Source organism: Pseudoalteromonas sp. SCSIO 43101, from assembly GCF_023650775.1.
Lineage (GTDB): Bacteria > Pseudomonadota > Gammaproteobacteria > Enterobacterales > Alteromonadaceae > Pseudoalteromonas > Pseudoalteromonas apostichopi.
In genome coordinates this window covers 2510456-2527059 of record NZ_CP072673.1, presented here as the reverse complement: position 1 = coordinate 2527059, position 16604 = coordinate 2510456, and the positions used below count along the sequence as shown (strand labels likewise).

General features: G+C 40.2%; 14 protein-coding genes. 6 read left to right on the top strand and 8 right to left on the bottom strand.

Features of this window, described 5'->3' with window-relative positions:
• Positions 1-48 precede the first annotated feature (48 nt).
• The 4 genes from J8Z25_RS11770 to J8Z25_RS11755 form a co-directional block, all read right to left on the bottom strand.
• Positions 49-1272 carry a glycerophosphodiester phosphodiesterase family protein gene (locus J8Z25_RS11770; protein WP_250661080.1) on the bottom strand — a complete coding sequence of 408 codons (1224 nt, stop codon included), beginning with the start codon at positions 1270-1272 and terminating at the stop codon, positions 49-51.
• A gap of 35 nt (positions 1273-1307) precedes the next feature.
• Entirely contained in the window at positions 1308-2165 is an 858-nt protein-coding gene (locus tag J8Z25_RS11765; protein WP_130050968.1) for a carboxylate/amino acid/amine transporter, read from the bottom strand.
• 89 nt (positions 2166-2254) lie between these two features.
• Positions 2255-4393, bottom strand: coding sequence for a M3 family metallopeptidase (locus J8Z25_RS11760; protein WP_130050969.1), 2139 nt, complete (start codon positions 4391-4393; stop codon positions 2255-2257).
• A gap of 217 nt (positions 4394-4610) precedes the next feature.
• A complete protein-coding gene (locus J8Z25_RS11755) occupies positions 4611-4820 on the bottom strand; it encodes a hypothetical protein (RefSeq protein WP_054561957.1) in 210 nt (69 codons plus the stop codon).
• A gap of 197 nt (positions 4821-5017) precedes the next feature.
• Between J8Z25_RS11755 and J8Z25_RS11750 the strand changes: the two genes are divergently transcribed.
• A complete protein-coding gene (locus J8Z25_RS11750; protein WP_167657991.1) occupies positions 5018-5890 on the top strand; it encodes a mechanosensitive ion channel family protein in 873 nt (290 codons plus the stop codon).
• Positions 5891-5945: 55 nt separating this feature from the next.
• On the opposite strand, the gene J8Z25_RS11745 is transcribed toward J8Z25_RS11750, so the two are convergent.
• Positions 5946-6545, bottom strand: coding sequence for a Yip1 family protein (locus J8Z25_RS11745; protein ID WP_130050971.1), 600 nt, complete (start codon positions 6543-6545; stop codon positions 5946-5948).
• A gap of 230 nt (positions 6546-6775) precedes the next feature.
• Between J8Z25_RS11745 and miaE the strand changes: the two genes are divergently transcribed.
• The 3 genes from miaE to J8Z25_RS11730 all read left to right on the top strand — a co-directional run bounded on the left by miaE (position 6776) and on the right by J8Z25_RS11730 (position 11901).
• The gene (gene miaE / locus J8Z25_RS11740) at positions 6776-7534 is read left to right on the top strand and encodes a tRNA isopentenyl-2-thiomethyl-A-37 hydroxylase MiaE (protein ID WP_250662033.1); all 759 of its coding nucleotides are present in this window, start codon (positions 6776-6778) and stop codon (positions 7532-7534) included.
• Positions 7535-7771: 237 nt separating this feature from the next.
• On the top strand, positions 7772-9994 hold the full coding sequence (locus J8Z25_RS11735; protein ID WP_250661079.1) for a GGDEF/EAL domain-containing response regulator: 2223 nt from the start codon (positions 7772-7774) through the stop codon (positions 9992-9994).
• A gap of 5 nt (positions 9995-9999) precedes the next feature.
• Positions 10000-11901, top strand: a complete 1902-nt coding sequence (locus tag J8Z25_RS11730; RefSeq protein ID WP_250661078.1) for a sensor histidine kinase — start codon at positions 10000-10002, stop codon at positions 11899-11901.
• Here J8Z25_RS11730 and J8Z25_RS11725 read toward each other — a convergent pair.
• From J8Z25_RS11725 to J8Z25_RS11715, 3 genes are read right to left on the bottom strand one after another with little or no spacing between them, the layout of a single operon-like run.
• On the bottom strand, positions 11894-12679 hold the full coding sequence (locus J8Z25_RS11725) for a substrate-binding periplasmic protein (RefSeq protein WP_250661077.1): 786 nt from the start codon (positions 12677-12679) through the stop codon (positions 11894-11896). The genes J8Z25_RS11730 and J8Z25_RS11725 overlap by 8 nt on opposite strands.
• A gap of 49 nt (positions 12680-12728) precedes the next feature.
• Positions 12729-13475: a UDP-2,3-diacylglucosamine diphosphatase gene (locus tag J8Z25_RS11720; protein ID WP_130050988.1), complete on the bottom strand. Its 747-nt coding sequence runs from the start codon at positions 13473-13475 to the stop codon at positions 12729-12731.
• A gap of 54 nt (positions 13476-13529) precedes the next feature.
• Positions 13530-14021, bottom strand: coding sequence for a peptidylprolyl isomerase (locus J8Z25_RS11715; protein ID WP_062569843.1), 492 nt, complete (start codon positions 14019-14021; stop codon positions 13530-13532).
• Between the two features lie 177 nt (positions 14022-14198).
• On the opposite strand from J8Z25_RS11715, the gene cysS reads away from it, so the two are divergent.
• A complete protein-coding gene (gene cysS / locus J8Z25_RS11710; protein ID WP_167657986.1) occupies positions 14199-15578 on the top strand; it encodes a cysteine--tRNA ligase in 1380 nt (459 codons plus the stop codon).
• A gap of 134 nt (positions 15579-15712) precedes the next feature.
• On the top strand, positions 15713-16597 hold the full coding sequence (locus tag J8Z25_RS11705; RefSeq protein WP_250661076.1) for a DMT family transporter: 885 nt from the start codon (positions 15713-15715) through the stop codon (positions 16595-16597).
• Positions 16598-16604: the final 7 nt, after the last annotated feature.

The window sequence follows — 16604 nt, the reverse complement described above, 5'->3', positions numbered from 1 at the left end:
TCAGCCCCACCTTTTGGACGAGCAAAAGCCCTTGAAATTTATTGATGCTCAGCTAGCAGGGTACTGCATACAGCTTGCGTAATAAGTGAGAGTAGCAGGCCAGTCTGAGAAAATAGCCATCACACCCACTTGCTTGGCAAGAACATCTATCACATTCATCATTTGCCCACCTTGTTTAATTATGCTGGCAATCGACTGATAATAATAACCACCGCCATTATTTAATGGCCCAGAGCGCTCCAAACTCCATGTAATAATGTTCAGCCCGGCTTGTTTAGCTTTAATTGCATAAAGCGAGGGCACGATTTTACCTGATTCATCAAGGCTCAAAAGCATCCACATTGGTGGTGCGATAATGCGTATTCCGTCGTTATATAGAGTCTGCATTGAAGGCTGCCAAGTTGTTTCATCCATGGCATCAAAGTGTGCTTGCTCATCTCGGCCATCAAGGTAAATACTGTTGTTTGCAAATTCTGGATGATTGTTTAGCCAATACTTCACATCTTCAAGGTTAAATGATTGTGGATAAACATCTTGGCTATTCACCCCTAAGGCCTGATACTCATCAAGCATTTTTTGTGCATAATCTTGCTGGCTAAAACCGTTAAATGGCATGCTGACTTCTGGGCTTTTTAGCTCGGGTGTCATTTTTACACCCAGTGATTTGAATAACTCAATACTTTGCTGGTGGGTCATTACGGTACCACTGTTTGCGTATAAATCAGTGCGCCAGTTTGGTGTTCCTTGCAAATACTCTGCGACCGTTTTGGCATTTGGGTTGGAGCCATCCATTTTAGCTTTTAAGGTTAAAAATTCAGCTTCAGTGATATCGCTGGTGCAGCATTTAGCCTGAGCTGGTTGGCCGTCTTTGGCCGGGGTAAAAGGTTGGCTGCATTTTGCTGCCAGCTCAGGAATCGCTAAAATGTTGGTAGTGGTGTGTAAATCACACTGTGAATGACGGCACACGAGTTGTTTGTCTTTAGTAAAGGCAACGTCACATTCAAGTACGCCAGCGCCCATTCTCGCAGCGGCTAAATATGACTCTTTACTATGCTCAGGAAACTGCATGGGTGCGCCGCGATGACCAATTACAAAGTCAGTTTTGTAAAAAGGGCCATTGCCACATGTCGCAAGTTGCTGCTTTAAGGGCCCATCTGCCATATTGTCGATTAAATAATAAGGCCGCGCGCCAACTTGAACAGCCTGCTCCACAGGCAGACTCTTACAGCCTTGAATAACGAAAACTAAACAACATAAAACCAGTGCGCGCATATCAGCATTCCTCTAATCGAATAGAGTTTAGCCTATCATGTCTGCGTGGCAGTTTTATTAAGTTTCTGATTTATAATAAGTGCTAATAAGATAATCGCTGCGCCGATGGCAAGCTTGATGATATCGGCATCACGATTCCAAATCACAATGTTAACGATGATCCCAGCTGGAATCAGTAGATTATTCATTACAGCCAAGGCACCTACATTGACAATAGTCGCGCCCTTATTCCACGCGAAATAACCAAGCCCTGAAGCAATCGTGCCTAAGTAAATTAACACGCCCCATTGCGTCGTTGTGGTGGGTAGCTTACTAGTATTGCCAAATAAACCGTAACAAATCAGTGCGACAATTAACGCGCCAATAAAGAACCAAGCAAACACCCGAGAGTGAGGTAATTGCTCATCTTGCATTAAACGTTTGTAGGTTACTTGCCCGGTAGCAAAGCAAATATTGGCTGCCTGCACCATTAACATACCAATGAGGTAGTTTTCATCAACCCCTTCGTAACGAATAGCGACGGCGCCCAAAATAGCTAGCATTGCGGCGAATAAAAACTTGGCATTAAAACGCTTTTCAAGCAAATCATTTAACAAGGTGATGTAAAGCGGTGTCATTACCGTAAATAGCAGTACTTCGGGCACACTGAGGTACAAAAATGAATGGTAATAGAAGCTGTACATCACGCCAAGCTGTACCGCACCTATCGCCATGAGCTTGAGTGCTAGGGCCTTAGGGGTCTTACGCCATTGTAAAAATGGTAAAAATACGCAAGTTGCCAAGCCAATTCGCATTAACACACTAAACCATGCATCCACTTGGCCTGCTAAATAAACGCCAATAAGACTAAACGAAAAGGCCCAAAGCAGGGTAACAGCAAATAAGTAGGTCATGTTTGATTAATTTGTAATTTTAAAAATTGCACTATAACAAAAAGCCCGCATTAATTGCGGGCTTTCATCATTTTGCGAATAATTTTAGGTTATTCAACCAAACCTCGACGCTTTAATAACGCATCTGTTGTTGGTTTTTGACCACGGAACTCAATGTAGCTTTGCATTAAGTCGCGGCTGTTACCTTTTGATAAAATCTCTTTACGGAAATTATCACCGTTTTCACGTGTTAAACCACCTTCTTCAGTCATGTGTGCAAACGCATCAGCTGCGAACACTTCAGTCCAAAGATAAGCGTAGTACCCTGCAGAGTAACCGCCGGCAAATGTGTGGCTAAAGTAGCAAGACTTATAACGAGGTGGTACCGGGTAGTAAGCAATACCGTGCTTGTCTAACGCATCATGTTCAAACTTTTGTACGTCTGTAATGTCAGCATCAACACCAAATGAGTGCCATTCCATATCAAGTAGTGCCGCGGCTAAATATTCAGTTGTATCGAAGCCTTGGTTGAACTTTTGTGATTCTAGTACTTTTGCAAGTAACGCTTTTGGAATCGGTTCACCTGTTTTGTAGTGCTTGGCATAGTTTGCAAGTACTGTGGGTTCAATATTCCAGTCTTCATTTGCTTGTGAAGGGAATTCAACGAAATCGCGTGCTGTTGCTGTGCCCGCTAAACTTGGGTATTTTACATTAGAGAATAGACCATGTGCAGCATGACCAAACTCATGGAACATCGTAGTTACTTCAGAGAAAGTCATCAATGTTGGCTGACCTTCAGCTGGCTTAGGAATATTCTGTGCATTGTAGATCACAGGCATGGTGTCTTTTAGACCGCTTTGGCTAACATAGGCACTCATCCACGCACCACCACGTTTACCTTCACGTGCATAAGGGTCCATGTAGAATAGGCCGATAGCGCTGCCATCTTCGTTAAATACTTCAAACACCATTACGTCTTCGTGATAAACAGGTAGGTCTTTACGCTCTTTAAAGGTAATACCGTAAAGTTTATTCATCGCAAAAAATAGGCCGTCGTGGATCACTGACTGCATTTCAAAGTAAGGCTTAACTAAAGCTGGGTCTAAGTCGTACTTCTCTTGGCGAACTTTTTCAGCGTAAAACGCCCAGTCCCAAGGCTGTAGTGCAAAAGTTTCACCTGACTTTTTGATAACTTGTTGGATTTGCTCTGCTTCTGCTTCTGCTTTAGCAACCGCTTTCGGTGCTAAGTCATCAAGAATGCCGTAAACATTTTCAGTTGTTTGCGCCATACGATTAGTCATTACATACGAAGCCCAATCTTTATAACCCAGTAATGCGGCTTTTTCCGCACGTAGCTTAGTTTCTTTAATGATGATAGGGCCGTTTGTTGCTTGGGCGCGCGTTGAAGAGGTAGTCCAAATCTTTTCACGTAACTTACGGTTTTCAAGGCTTTGTAAGATAGGTTGGCGAGTCGTGTTCACAAGGGTGATCATGTAACCTTCTTTACCTGCTTTTTTGGCAGCGGCAGCTAGGCTTGCGATTTCACCTTCAGATAAACCTGCTAATTCACTTTTATCTTTAACTAAAATTACATCTTCTTTGAATGATTTTAAGATATTTTGTGAAAACTCAGTTGAAAGCTTGGCAAGCTCTGCATTGATTTCACGCATTTTTGCTTTTTCAGCTTCAGTTAGTTTTGCACCCGCGTTAACGAACTTTTTGTAGTAGTAATCAACAAGGCGTTGATCTTCAGCATTTAATGAGGCTTTGTTGTCGTAAATGCTTTGTACGCGAGCAAATAAAGCTTTGTTTAAGTAAATGTCATCAGTGTGAGCTGACATAATCGGCGCCATTTTCGCGGCGATACGTTGGTACTCACTGTCAGAGATTAAACCTGATAAGTTAAAAAATGCCGCAGATGTGCGGTCTAATAGCTCACCAGAGAACTCCATTGCAACAAGGGTATTTTCAAATGTTGCTGGTTCTGGGTTGTTTGCAATCTTTGCAATTTCAGCTTTTTGCTGTGCGATGCCTGCTTCAAACGCTGGCTCGTAATCTTTGGTTGAAATTTTATCAAACTCAGGGGCCATGTATTGTAAAGGGCTTGGCTTGAAAAGAACGTTTTCAACATTGGCTGTTTGTGTTTCAGCGGCAGTTTCAACTTGAGTTTGAGTGTCAGCTTGCTGTGAACTACAAGCAGATAATAAAAAAACACTAGCAATTGTAGTTGCTACTAAGGTCTTACGCATGAGAGCTCCAAAAATGTGGATAAATCTTTTCTAACTTATCAAATTTTTGGCTAGAAACAATCAAGTTTGTCGTTTTATTGGGGAATTTGAACGCAAATAATGACAATGAAGGGATAAAGGTGTGTAAAAAGCCATCAATTGTTTATTAATGGCTCACTTAATTAAAAAGTGGCACTAGCTGCCAATTTAAATCTTGTTGGTAATACATCACCATAGGTTAGTTGTAACCCAACACAAACTTTTTCTCTGAGCCAAAGCTTTCTGGCATGGCGTTGCCAAACTCTTTGTTTATTAAATTCAGTGAGTGCTCTTGCTCAGCAAGTAAGTTTAAGATGCGGTTACGGTACTCTAAACTTGATTCAAATAAGTTTAGATCAACCAAAGGTTGTAAAGTGGCAAGTTTTTGTGTGAGTGTCATTTGTGACATTGTGCTCTCCTCGTGCTATTCAAAGCCTGTGAAACCTCAAGCTCTCTCTATGTATATAGCAGCTGTAGACTAAAATAGTTAATAATTAGCGCATATTGCGCATAAAGAACTTAGTATTTACCAAGTTTTCACCTATTATGCCGTGCTAAACTTAGTCACAACTGAACCAAACTGATTTTTACTAGGAATGTTAATTTATGACCCTTGCTGATCTGCAATCTGCACTATCGTTTGTTTTGTTCACCTACAATGATGTGCAAATTACTGTGCTTAAAGTAATTCAAGTCCCTTTGGCGCTGTTTTTAATGTGGTTTGTGGTCACCTGGATTGGTCGATTAATTAAAAAAGCGTTACTGGCAAAAAACTTAGGTCCTGACACGGTTCATCTATTCACCCGCATTTACCTGGTCGTTACCATAGCCGTTCTCGTTTTTACTTCGCTGGAAGTACTTAATATTCCTCTAACAGCTTTTGCATTTGTTTCTGGTGCAATTGCAATAGGCGTCGGGTTTGGTGCGCAAAACATTATCAACAATTTTATCAGTGGTTGGATACTGATGTGGGAACGACCAATCCGTATTGGCGACTTTTTAGAAGTGGGCAATGCAAAAGGAGTCGTCGAGACAATTAATACTCGTTCAACCCGTATCCGCCGTAATGATGGCGTGCATATGCTTGTACCAAATAGTCACTTATTAGAGAACACGGTGACAAACTGGACATTGATTGACCGTAATGCACGTTCTTTTGTGAACGTTGGTGTTGCTTATGGTTCAGATGTTGTGTTGGTTGAGAAGCTAATGAAACAAATTCTTGATGAGCATCCAGCTATTTTAAAAACGCCAGCATCGTCAGTGTTATTTGATGACTTTGCCGATAGTTCTCTAACCTTTAGCGCTATTTTCTGGGTGTGTGCTGAATCAGAAGCGCCGCTTCGCCAAGTGCGAAGTGAGCTGCGTTTTAGCATTTATAAACTATTTGCAGAAAATAACATTACCATTGCTTTCCCTCAGAGAGATATTCATATCGATGGCGAGATAGCGTTAACGAGACGCAACAGCCAAAAATAAAAAAAGCGGCTCAGCCGCTTTTTTGTTATCGAAAGAATGAATAGTAACAATGAAACTAAGTAAACATAGGGTGGACAATTCCGTTAGTCCATAAAATAGCCGTCGCAGCTAAAATAATTACCAGTAATATTAGCCCACAAGTGACTACTGAACTGGCATAAATAAAGCCTCGCTCTTCAGGAATGTGCATTAAAATTGGCACTCCAGTGTAAAGCAAGTAAACAGAGTAAGCTAAAGCAACAAGACCAACACATACCACAAACCATAGCTCAGGTAAAAATGCGGCAAATGAAGACATAAACACCGGCGTTGCTGTGTAAGCTGCAAGCTCTAGAGTTTGTGTAAACGTAGGTTTTGCACCAAAGGTCACAGCCATCCAATGTGCTAAATAAGCAAGAGCAAAAACGCCCGCAATCAGTGCAAAGTACATCGCAACTGCGATAAGTAATGCACTATCATGGGTGAGGTATACTGCCTCACCTGAACCGATACTCCAGCCCAAATAAACTGATGAATAGTAGCCCATAATAGAAGGGATACAGGCAATTAATAATATATGCGATAAGCTATAGCGCAAGCTTTCGTGACGGTTATCAATTGTCTGCCATTCTTCGAGTGGGTGAGCGTACAAGCCCCATAAGTGGTTTAGAATCATAATTATTGCCCCTGTAAAAAAGGAATATGAGCTGTTTTATTTTTGTACAGCTTTGATTAAGTTATGGTTCAGTAATTAAGTCTTGTCAAGAAGCTGAAATAGACGAAATAGTCGATTAAATGTAACTCTTTAGTGCATATAGAAAATTACTTTGCACTGATGTGGGTCATGGAATGCGGACTTATTTATGTGGTAAAATCAAACCAAGATTTTTGATGAGAAGTTATTCTGTGCCTTATTCTGATTTGTTAGCACCCATTCATTCTTTTCTAAAGTGTGAAACACCCGATGAGTGGATTGCTGCGGCAACTAAAAAAGAAAACTTAGATATAGTTCTAATTGACCACTTAATTTGTGAATTAAAGGCCGCGCAAAGTGCGATGTTTTTAATTCGTAAGTACGCGGTTGATAAGCAAAGTAGTGACGCTTTACTTGAGTGGTTAAAACCATTTGAGACGCTTATTTATAAGCGAGAAGGGGATTGGCGTGAGCTTGTAGATAAAAATAAGCTAACTAAATCAATGATTCCAAAATCGAACTCACCTTATGGGCAAGACCTCATCGATAAAATGGTTATGTTGATTAAAGAAGAGCTGCATCACTTTTATCAAGTACTTGAGATCATGGATGAGTACGGTATTGAATATAAAAGTATTACCCCATGTCGTTATGCAAAAGGTATGCTGCGCCATGTAAAAACTTACGAGCCAGATGCTTTAGTTGATAAGTTAATTATTGGTGCCTATATCGAAGCCCGCTCATGTGAGCGCTTTGCTAAATTAGCGCCACATGTAGATAAGCGTTTAGGTGATTTTTATATTTCACTACTGCGCTCTGAAGCCCGCCATTACCAAGACTATTTAACCCTTGCTCAAGGAATCAGTGAATTTGATATTACAGAGCGTGTTGAATTCTTTGGTCAGCTTGAAGCCGATCTTATTTCAACCCCAGATGAAGATTTTAAGTTCCATAGCGGTGTGCCTGCGTAAAAATAACCAAGAGCGCTTGCTTGGCGCTCTTTTGCTTCATCCTACCTTATACAATCCGTTTTCTTAATAATTAAGCCTTATCCTTGTCGTAGTTTATAATTTTTATTACTTTTCCGAGACTTACTTATTTTTACCTTCAAGGAAATATTTGTACCTTTAAATATTTTGTACTACGTTTGACCTAGATATCTATTAATGTTCGTAAAATAGAATCATAAGTTGTCAAAAGGAGACGTTATGCGTGATTCTAATGAGTTTTTCGAGTTTAAAGAGAGTGCTTCTGAACAAACGCATACTCAAAAAAAATGGAAAATATTAACGGTTGAAGACGACCTAAACTATCAACAAGCATTATTAAATAGTTTTAATGCTATATCTTTCGATGACAATCAGTCACTGGAGGTACTGACCGCGAATTCAGTGTCAGAGGCATCATCTGTATTATCCCGACATAAAGACATCGCTATTGTATTTCTTGATGTGGTGATGGAAGAAGATGATTCAGGCCTACGGCTTGTGAATACCATTCGCCATGTATTAGGTAACAACGATATACGCATAGTGCTATTAACAGGGCAGCCAAGCTTTGCCCCTGAACCACAAGTCATGCAATCGCTTGATATCGACGAGTATTGGAATAAGTCAGACATGACGGTAGATAAGCTTAAATCTATCGTTAGTAGCCACCTTCGTACTTATCAATACATTTCGCAAATCTCAAATGCTAAACAAGGGCTTCAGCTAGTACTCGATGCAGCAAGAAGCATTAATAGTAAACACGATATACGTGCGTTTTCCCATGCGGTGCTAGATGAGATAGGTAAAATTTTGCACCTATCTAAGGGAGGCGGCGTGTTATGTGTTGGTAATGAAAAGCACTTTGATAAACATCCTAAAGTTCTTACTAGTATCGGCTGCTTTAGGGGGCTTGATGGTAAAGACCTCAGCACAGATTTGCTCAGTGAAGAAGCACAACAATCCTATATTTTAGCCAGAGAAAAAAAAGAACACGTTTTCTCTGAGCATTATAGTGTTTTTTACTTTGATACCAGTGATGTTGATATTAGCTTCTACATCACGATTGTAAAATCAGATACGCCAATTGATGAGCATAATGTATTTTTACTCAAAGTTTTTAGTGAAAATGTCAGTACGGGCTTTTCGAATATCGCACTGATGAACCGCCTTACTGAGCTTGCATATACCGACATAACGCTAAATATACCCAATAGAAACTGGTTACAGCGCGAAATCGATAATATGAACAAATACGAACAGTCTGAAACTCAGCTAGTGGTATTTGAGATACTCCAGTTTGACGAAAAGTCTTTTCGGTTTGGTCATGAATTTTGTAAAAAAACACATCTCAAAATGCTCGAGAATATTTTGCAAGCATTGGCGCCGTATCACCCTCGTATTGCCGTATTTAAAAGTGATAGTTTAGGTGTTTTAGTTTCAAGTCATGCATTTGAAGATGAGAGTATTGTTGACTCTTTAAAACGTCAATCTTTTGAAATTGATGGAGTAAGGCAGTTTTTAGATGTGCGTATTTTAGTTATGCAACTAATCGCCTTTGAACAACATAATGCTGAGCAAATTTTTAACCTTGCAGAATCCACCCTTAACGAAGAAAACACACAGAGAGCTGAACTTCTTTATTATACATTAGACAATACTAAAGCTATTACACGGCGCTATGAATTGATGCAAGAGTTGCGCACCGCAATTCGTAACAAAGAGCTCCAAGTAGCGCTACAACCCAAGGTTAATTTAACCACAAATGAAGTGGTTGGTTTTGAAGCACTGGCGCGATGGCAAAGAGACGATGGAACATTTGTTAGGCCCGATGAGTTTATCGAACTTGCCGAAACTGCGGGACTTATTAGTGAGTTGGATAAGCTTATTTTCGATAAGATAATGCAAACGATTAAGCAATTTGCAGAGCAGGGCATTAGCTTGCCAATTGCGTTTAATGCATCTACGTTTGATTTGTTAGCCGATGATTACTTTGTTGAGATTGCCGCACGTATTGAAGAGTATGATATATCGCCTTCGTTATTAGAGCTTGAAGTAACAGAGACTCAAGCGATTTTTGACTATGAAAAAATTAACGCATGCTTATGTCGTTTTGCGGGTTTAGGTATAAAAATTAGTATTGATGATTTTGGTACTGGCTATTCGTCGCTTGCCCATATTAGTGAAATACCTGCGCAGATAATAAAAATAGATCGCTGTTTTGTGACTAACATCCAAGAGTCAAAATCTAACCAACACATTATCGAAATGATTATGTTGCTGGCAGATAAATTTGGCTTTGAAGTAACGGCAGAGGGCATTGAAACAGAAGCCGAGCATAACTGGCTTATTGAAGCTGGGTGTAACATAGGGCAGGGCTACTATTATGCAAAACCCATGTTTTATGATGATGCATTGCAATGGCTAAAGGGCAGGTCTAAATAACTAGTATGGTAGAAGTAACAAGCCAATATAAGTCACTGAAAAAAAGTCTACTTTTTAAATTTATGGTCATGGCTGCTGTTAGCTTATTATTAAGCTTGATGGTTTATGTAATTCAATATCAAATACAAAAAAGTAGTGTCACGCTTTTGCAAGATAACACCTTACTTGCCGCTCACAACACCTTAAGCCGTGAGCTTGGTGATGTACGTAAAGTGGTTCAGTTGCTGGTAGCCGATGACATATTAAAGCAAAGTGATGAAATCGCATTACTTGAGGAACAGATACAAATCCATTTTGTGAACTTTGGTTTAGCAGCAGAAAACATTTCGCAAATACGTTGGTTAGATAGAAAAGGCCAAGAAAAGGTTCGGGTTAACTTTAAAACAGGGCAAGCAGAGCTAGTACCAAAACAACAGTTACAAAATAAAAGTAGCCGTTATTATTTTACCGAGGGAATGGAGCACAGTCAGGGTGAAGTTTATATCTCCCCAATAGATTTAAATGTAGAGCGCGGGGCTGTTGTTACACCCCATGAGCCGACATTGCGAGCATCTTATCGAACCACAAGCGATAACTTTGTATTAGATGGGCTAGTGGTTGTCAACTTTGACTTATCGAAAACCTTACAGCAAATAAAGTCACTCAGTACCTTACAAGCACAAATACAATTAATTAATGGTGAAGGTTATTGGTTATTACACCCTCAGAAAGAAAAAGAGTGGGGGTTCATGCGAGAAAAATCAATGCTGACATTAGGTAATGAAGATAGCCAATTATGGCAAGCAATTACCCAGCTGCCTAAATCTCAGGAGCTTATTGCATCACATAGTCATGCAACTAGCTTTTTAAAAATGAATTTAGGCAATAAAAACGCAGCTGGCACAAACGATATTGTTGTCCTAGTAGAGGCTGATGATTCGGTGCAAAACGAGATTATTTTACGATCTTTTATTATAGCGTTAGCTTGTGCTGTTACCTTAATATCAATTTCTGGTTTGTATCTGAAACGTAGTTATCGAGATCAGCGTAAAATTATAAAAGCCAGATCACACCTAGAGCAAGAGCAGCAAGAACTGTTAGCTGCCAATACCAAATTACAACGTTATATAAAGCAGCAACATCAATTACAAGGTGAGCTTATTGAAGCGCAAAGGTTGTCATCACTTGGTTTAATGGTGGCAGGTGTAGCTCATGAAATGAATACGCCACTCGGTGGTGCTGCAATTTCATTATCGAATGCGCAATTAATTAATCAACAACTCAAAGATAAAATAGATGAAGGCTTCACTAAGCAGTTCTTAGAGTCTAGCGTTGAAAAAATTGACGACAACCTATTGATATCAAGGGTTAATTTAGATAAAGCTATCTCTCATGTTAAAAGCTTTAAGGAAATGGCACATGACCGCTCAAATGATCAGCTCGTTAGTTTTAATATCGAAAAAGTCATCAGTGATCTATTACTTGGTTTAAAGTCTCGCTTTAAAGCCTCACAAGTAACAATAGAAACTTACATCGATGTCAAAAAAGATATCACGAGTCGTCCTGGAGTTATCTCGCAGGTTATCGAGAGTTTAATCGTTAATGCAGTTTCTCACGCTTTTAACGAGCTTGATGACAAATTGATTCAATTACATGTTTATTTAAATCAACAAGGTGACGTTTGTATTACTATTTCTGATAATGGCTGTGGTATTGATGACTCATTACGTAGCAACTTATTTGATCCCTTTGTTACAACATCTCGAAAGCATGGCCATACAGGGTTAGGTTTGTACCTTGTACATGAGTGGGTTACGAGTGTTCTAAACGGAAAAATCCAACTAGTTGCAAATACTGACTTACCTGAGGGTATAGCAACGAAGTTTAAAATCACTTTGCCAATCGTGCAGAAGAGCACGGTTAGTTAGAGTAGGCTTGCTCGTATAGTTGCGTAATATGACTCATTTCACTTTCATTCAGCTCATATCGCTCCAGTATCTCTAAAAGTTTACCAGACGCCATAATCGCTTTTAGGCCTAAATATAAACTTTGTTGAAAAAGCTCCCCTTGAGGGTGTTTTTTTTCGGTGATTACATGCAATTGTTGAGTTGCAAGGTAAGGAGTGATTATTTCTAACTCTGTTGGCTTTGCTTGCTTTAAGCGTTCGCTATTCTCGAGCCAATACAAGGCAACTTCTTTAGTGCCTGCTACTAAATCAACACGACCATGCTTCAATAATAATAAGCTTTCAATTAAGCTTCCTGTTGTTGTCACACTCAATTCTGGGTGATGTTCAAACTCTTCACTAACTACATAGTCTTCACCTTTACTAATTGTATAAGGCTTTAATGAATATAGTGAACCTGTGTAGGTTACTTTGTTATCAACACGCTTGAATAAAACGGTATGTGCAGTTGCCAAGGATTGCGAATATGTAAAATTTCTTGCACGTTGCTCGGTATAAAATGCCCCCAGCACCGCTACTCGTTTATGGCGCTTTGCGAGTTTTAATGCCCGAGCCCAATGGGTGTGTTCAATGGTGGCTTTTTGTTTTTGGGTTTTAAGCGCTGCAATTATTACTTCGTGAAGCCAGCCAGGCTTACTTGAGTTATCAATAAAATAAGGAGGATAAGGCTCTGTTACCAATTGCCAAGTTTGACAATTGATTGAAAAACTAAATAGTAAACAGCAAGAAAAAAGGCTCAACCGACTAATCATAGATAATGCGTTTTTTACAATAATAGTTAAAGCATAGTTAAAATGTCAGCGATTTAAAGGGAGTGTGGACTAGTTTTTGTTGCTCGGGCGTAACTCTTAAATATGAACCTTGCTCATACCAGTCACCTAAGACGGTGCGCGTCAAAGTTTTATCGGCTAGATTATAATGGTGCACATTTGGGCGGTGGGTATGACCGTGGATCATATTCGTAACTTGATGTTTTTCGAACATGGCTAATACCGCATCCTCAGTAACATCTAGAATTTCTAACGCTTTGCCAGCTTGGCTTTGTTTTGATTTTTCTCGGGCGTTGCGGGCAATTTTCTTGCGATACCAAAGCGGCATAGCGAGCATTAATTTTGGCCACCACCAACCACGACTTTTTTTACGAAACTTTTGGTACTCAACATCTTGAGTACACATTTCATCACCGTGCAGGATAACTGTGGGCGTCCCGTATAGATCAATAACAACCTGCTCAGGTAATAAAGTCATACTCGCGCTTTTTGCATAGTCTTCGCGCATTATGAAATCGCGGTTGCCATGAATAAAAAACACCTCAGTACCACTTTTGCTTACTTGGCGTAAACGTGCGGCAACACTCTTTGAAAGCTCAGTTTGATAGTCATCACCGACCCATACTTCAAAAAAGTCTCCCAAAATATACAGCGCATCAACGTCATCATTAATAATCTTACTATCAAGAAAATTAAAAAATGCCGCAGTAATGTCTGGGCGGTTTTCTGTTAAATGGAGATCGGCAATAAAATAACTTTGTTTCATGGTTACTCGCAAAAAAGCGGGCAATGGCCCGCTTAAAATGACTAAACGATTAAATTAGCTAACCGTTACTTTTTCGATGATTACATCTTCAAGAGGTACGTCTTGGTGGAAACCAGCGCTACCTGTAGCAACACCTTTAATTTTGTTAACCACGTCCATACCTTCAACAACTTCTGCAAACACGCAGTAGCCCCAGCCTTGTGATGTTTCACTGCTGAAGTTTAAGAAGTCGTTGTCGTTAACGTTAATGAAGAACTGCGCAGTCGCTGAATGTGGATCCGGCGTACGTGCCATTGCTAATGTACCTACTTTATTAGCAAGGCCATTATTTGCTTCATTTTCGATAGGGTTGTTCACTTCTTTTTGCACCATACCTGGCTCAAAACCACCGCCTTGTACCATGAAACCATCAATTACACGGTGGAAGATAGTACCGTTGTAAAAGCCAGAGTTTGCATACTCTAAGAAGTTTTTAACTGTGTTTGGTGCGTCGCTTTCGTGCATCTTGATAGTGATGTCACCAAAGTTTGTGTGTAGTACAACCATGAGGTTTCCTATATCTGGTTTAATAATGGGGCTATTTTATAGTAGTTATCTTTGATTAACAAAGAGCTTGTTTAAAACGATTAACAAAGTGCTTATTCAATTGATAAAGCGCTAGAGCAGCGGCTTTGCAAGTGTTACCATAGAGAATCTCGAAACACCGTTAAGGACATTTTATAAATGGTACAAATTTACAACACACTTACGCGACAAAAAGAGCAGTTTAAACCCCTTGTTGATGGCAAAATCGACATGTACGTGTGTGGTATCACCATTTATGATTACTGTCACATCGGTCATGCCCGTACCTTCGTTGGTTTTGACGTGATTGTGCGTTACCTACGTCACATTGGCTACGATTTAAAATATGTACGTAACATCACCGATGTTGACGATAAAATCATTAAGCGTGCTAACGAAAATGGCGAGTCAATTAATGATTTAACGACTCGTATGACCAAAGCGATGCATGAAGACTTCGACAGCTTAAATATGCTGCGTCCTGATGTTGAGCCAACAGTGACAAACCATATGGATGAAATCATCGCTATGGTTGAGCGTTTAATTGCTAAAGGCCATGCCTATGTTGCTGCAGATGGTGATGTATTGTTTGATGTTTCTACATTTGAGCAATATGGTGCTTTGTCACAACAAGACCTAACTATGCTACAAGCAGGGTCACGTGTTGAAGTTGCTCAAGATAAGCAAGACCCACTTGATTTCGTGCTTTGGAAAAAAGCTAAGCCAGGTGAGCCTTCATGGTCATCTCCTTGGGGTGAGGGTCGTCCTGGTTGGCATATTGAGTGCTCGGCAATGAGCTCTAAGCACTTAGGCGAACACTTTGATATTCATGGTGGAGGTTCAGATTTACAGTTCCCGCACCATGAAAACGAAATTGCTCAGTCATGCTGTGCAAATAACGGCAAGTACGTAAATACGTGGATCCACACAGGTATGGTTCAGGTTAATAAAGAGAAGATGTCTAAGTCATTAAACAACTTCTTTACCGTACGTGACGTATTAAAAGAGTACGATGCTGAGTCAGTTCGTTACTTCTTAATTTCAGGCCACTACCGTAGTCAGCTTAACTATTCACAAGAAAACCTTGAGCAAGCGCGCTCTTCTCTTGAGCGAATTTACACTGCACTGCGTGGCGTAGCACCAATTGAGTGTGATTTAGCCAGCAATGAATATGTGGCTAAATTCAGAAAAGCGATGGATGATGACTTTAACACACCAGAAGCGCTACCAGTGTTATTTGAATTAGCAAAAGAGCTAAATCGTGTGAAAGATAGCGATGCAGAGCAAGCAGGAAAACTTGCTTATGTATTGCGCAGTGTTGCAGAGGTACTAGGTGTGGCACAACAAGATCCAGAAGCCTTTTTACAAGGTGGTCAAGCTGATGACGAAGTTGCACACATCGAAGCGTTAATTGCAAAACGTAATGAAGCCCGTGCTAGCAAGGATTGGGCGGCTGCTGATGAAGCGCGCGATGCTCTTAATGCGCTTGGTGTTGTACTAGAAGATTCTGCTGGTAAAACAACATGGCGTAAAGCATAAGCCTCAATTGAGACATTACCCATCAAAAGGTTGCCAACGTGGCAACCTTTTTTGTTTTTAGATGGTATAGCTATTGACCTCAACTTTGCTTGAGGTTTCACATTGGCATCTCTTCGTATTAACAAGGACAGACTTTGAATATTATACTTGCCATGATCCCCGCCTTCTTATGGGGCACCACCTATGCAGTGACCAAATATGCCACACCTGATTGGCCGCCACTTTTATTAGGCGCATTGCGTGCTTTACCTGCAGGATTATTACTTTTATTGCTTAAGCCTAGTTTGCCGACTCGTTCGCAGTGGCCCAGTTTACTGACTTTAGGTGCTGTGAATATAGCGCTGTTTTTTGCCTTTATTTTTATTATGGCAGTCAACCTTCCAGCAGCAATTGCAGGTGTGGGAATGGTTTCAGTGCCTGTTGTCGCTTTATTATATGCATGGCTTGCCAAAGGGCAGCGCCCAGCAAAAGTTCAAGCATTCAGCGCTATGGCATTGGTCGTGCTTGCATGGCTATTATTTGACCCCGCTTATGTGGCATTGAATGTATTAGGAGTTGCGGCTTTATTTGGTGCCTTACTTACTATTGTAATTGGTAGTACCTTAGTACAAAGCTTGTCTGTGCATATACATTGGTGGGTCGTACTTACTTGGCAATTAATCATTGGAGGCAGCCTATTATTGCTTGCTGCTTTTATTGATGGAAGCGTGCTAAACCCAGAGCAATACCAAGTAGTATTTGAGCCTATTTCAGCGCTTCAATATATTGCGCTATTTTGGTTAATCGTTCCCAATACAGCCATTGCCTATACTCTGTATGTTTGGTTATTAGGGCGCATGAGTGTAGCTGAGTTTTCATTTGGCACCATTGCCAACCCAATAGCGGGAATAGTGTGTGCTGTTGTGCTCATAAACGAACAGTATCAAGACTGGCAATACCTACTGATGTTTTTGATGATCATATTTTCAGTGCTACCTCATATGTTAAAGCTAAGATTGTTAAAGCAACAAACAAGCTAATAAAAAA

Excerpts from the sequence above, each read along its gene's own strand:
- J8Z25_RS11770 (WP_250661080.1), bottom strand. The coding sequence starts at position 1,272 with ATGCGCGCACTGGTTTTATGTTGTTTAGTTTTCGTTATTCAAGGCTGT.
- J8Z25_RS11765 (WP_130050968.1), bottom strand. The coding sequence starts at position 2,165 with ATGACCTACTTATTTGCTGTTACCCTGCTTTGGGCCTTTTCGTTTAGT.
- J8Z25_RS11760 (WP_130050969.1), bottom strand. The coding sequence starts at position 4,393 with ATGCGTAAGACCTTAGTAGCAACTACAATTGCTAGTGTTTTTTTATTA.
- J8Z25_RS11755 (WP_054561957.1), bottom strand. The coding sequence starts at position 4,820 with ATGTCACAAATGACACTCACACAAAAACTTGCCACTTTACAACCTTTG.
- J8Z25_RS11750 (WP_167657991.1), top strand. The coding sequence starts at position 5,018 with ATGACCCTTGCTGATCTGCAATCTGCACTATCGTTTGTTTTGTTCACC.
- J8Z25_RS11745 (WP_130050971.1), bottom strand. The coding sequence starts at position 6,545 with ATGATTCTAAACCACTTATGGGGCTTGTACGCTCACCCACTCGAAGAA.
- J8Z25_RS11735 (WP_250661079.1), top strand. The coding sequence starts at position 7,772 with ATGCGTGATTCTAATGAGTTTTTCGAGTTTAAAGAGAGTGCTTCTGAA.
- J8Z25_RS11730 (WP_250661078.1), top strand. The coding sequence starts at position 10,000 with ATGGTAGAAGTAACAAGCCAATATAAGTCACTGAAAAAAAGTCTACTT.
- J8Z25_RS11720 (WP_130050988.1), bottom strand. The coding sequence starts at position 13,475 with ATGAAACAAAGTTATTTTATTGCCGATCTCCATTTAACAGAAAACCGC.
- J8Z25_RS11715 (WP_062569843.1), bottom strand. The coding sequence starts at position 14,021 with ATGGTTGTACTACACACAAACTTTGGTGACATCACTATCAAGATGCAC.
- cysS (WP_167657986.1), top strand. The coding sequence starts at position 14,199 with ATGGTACAAATTTACAACACACTTACGCGACAAAAAGAGCAGTTTAAA.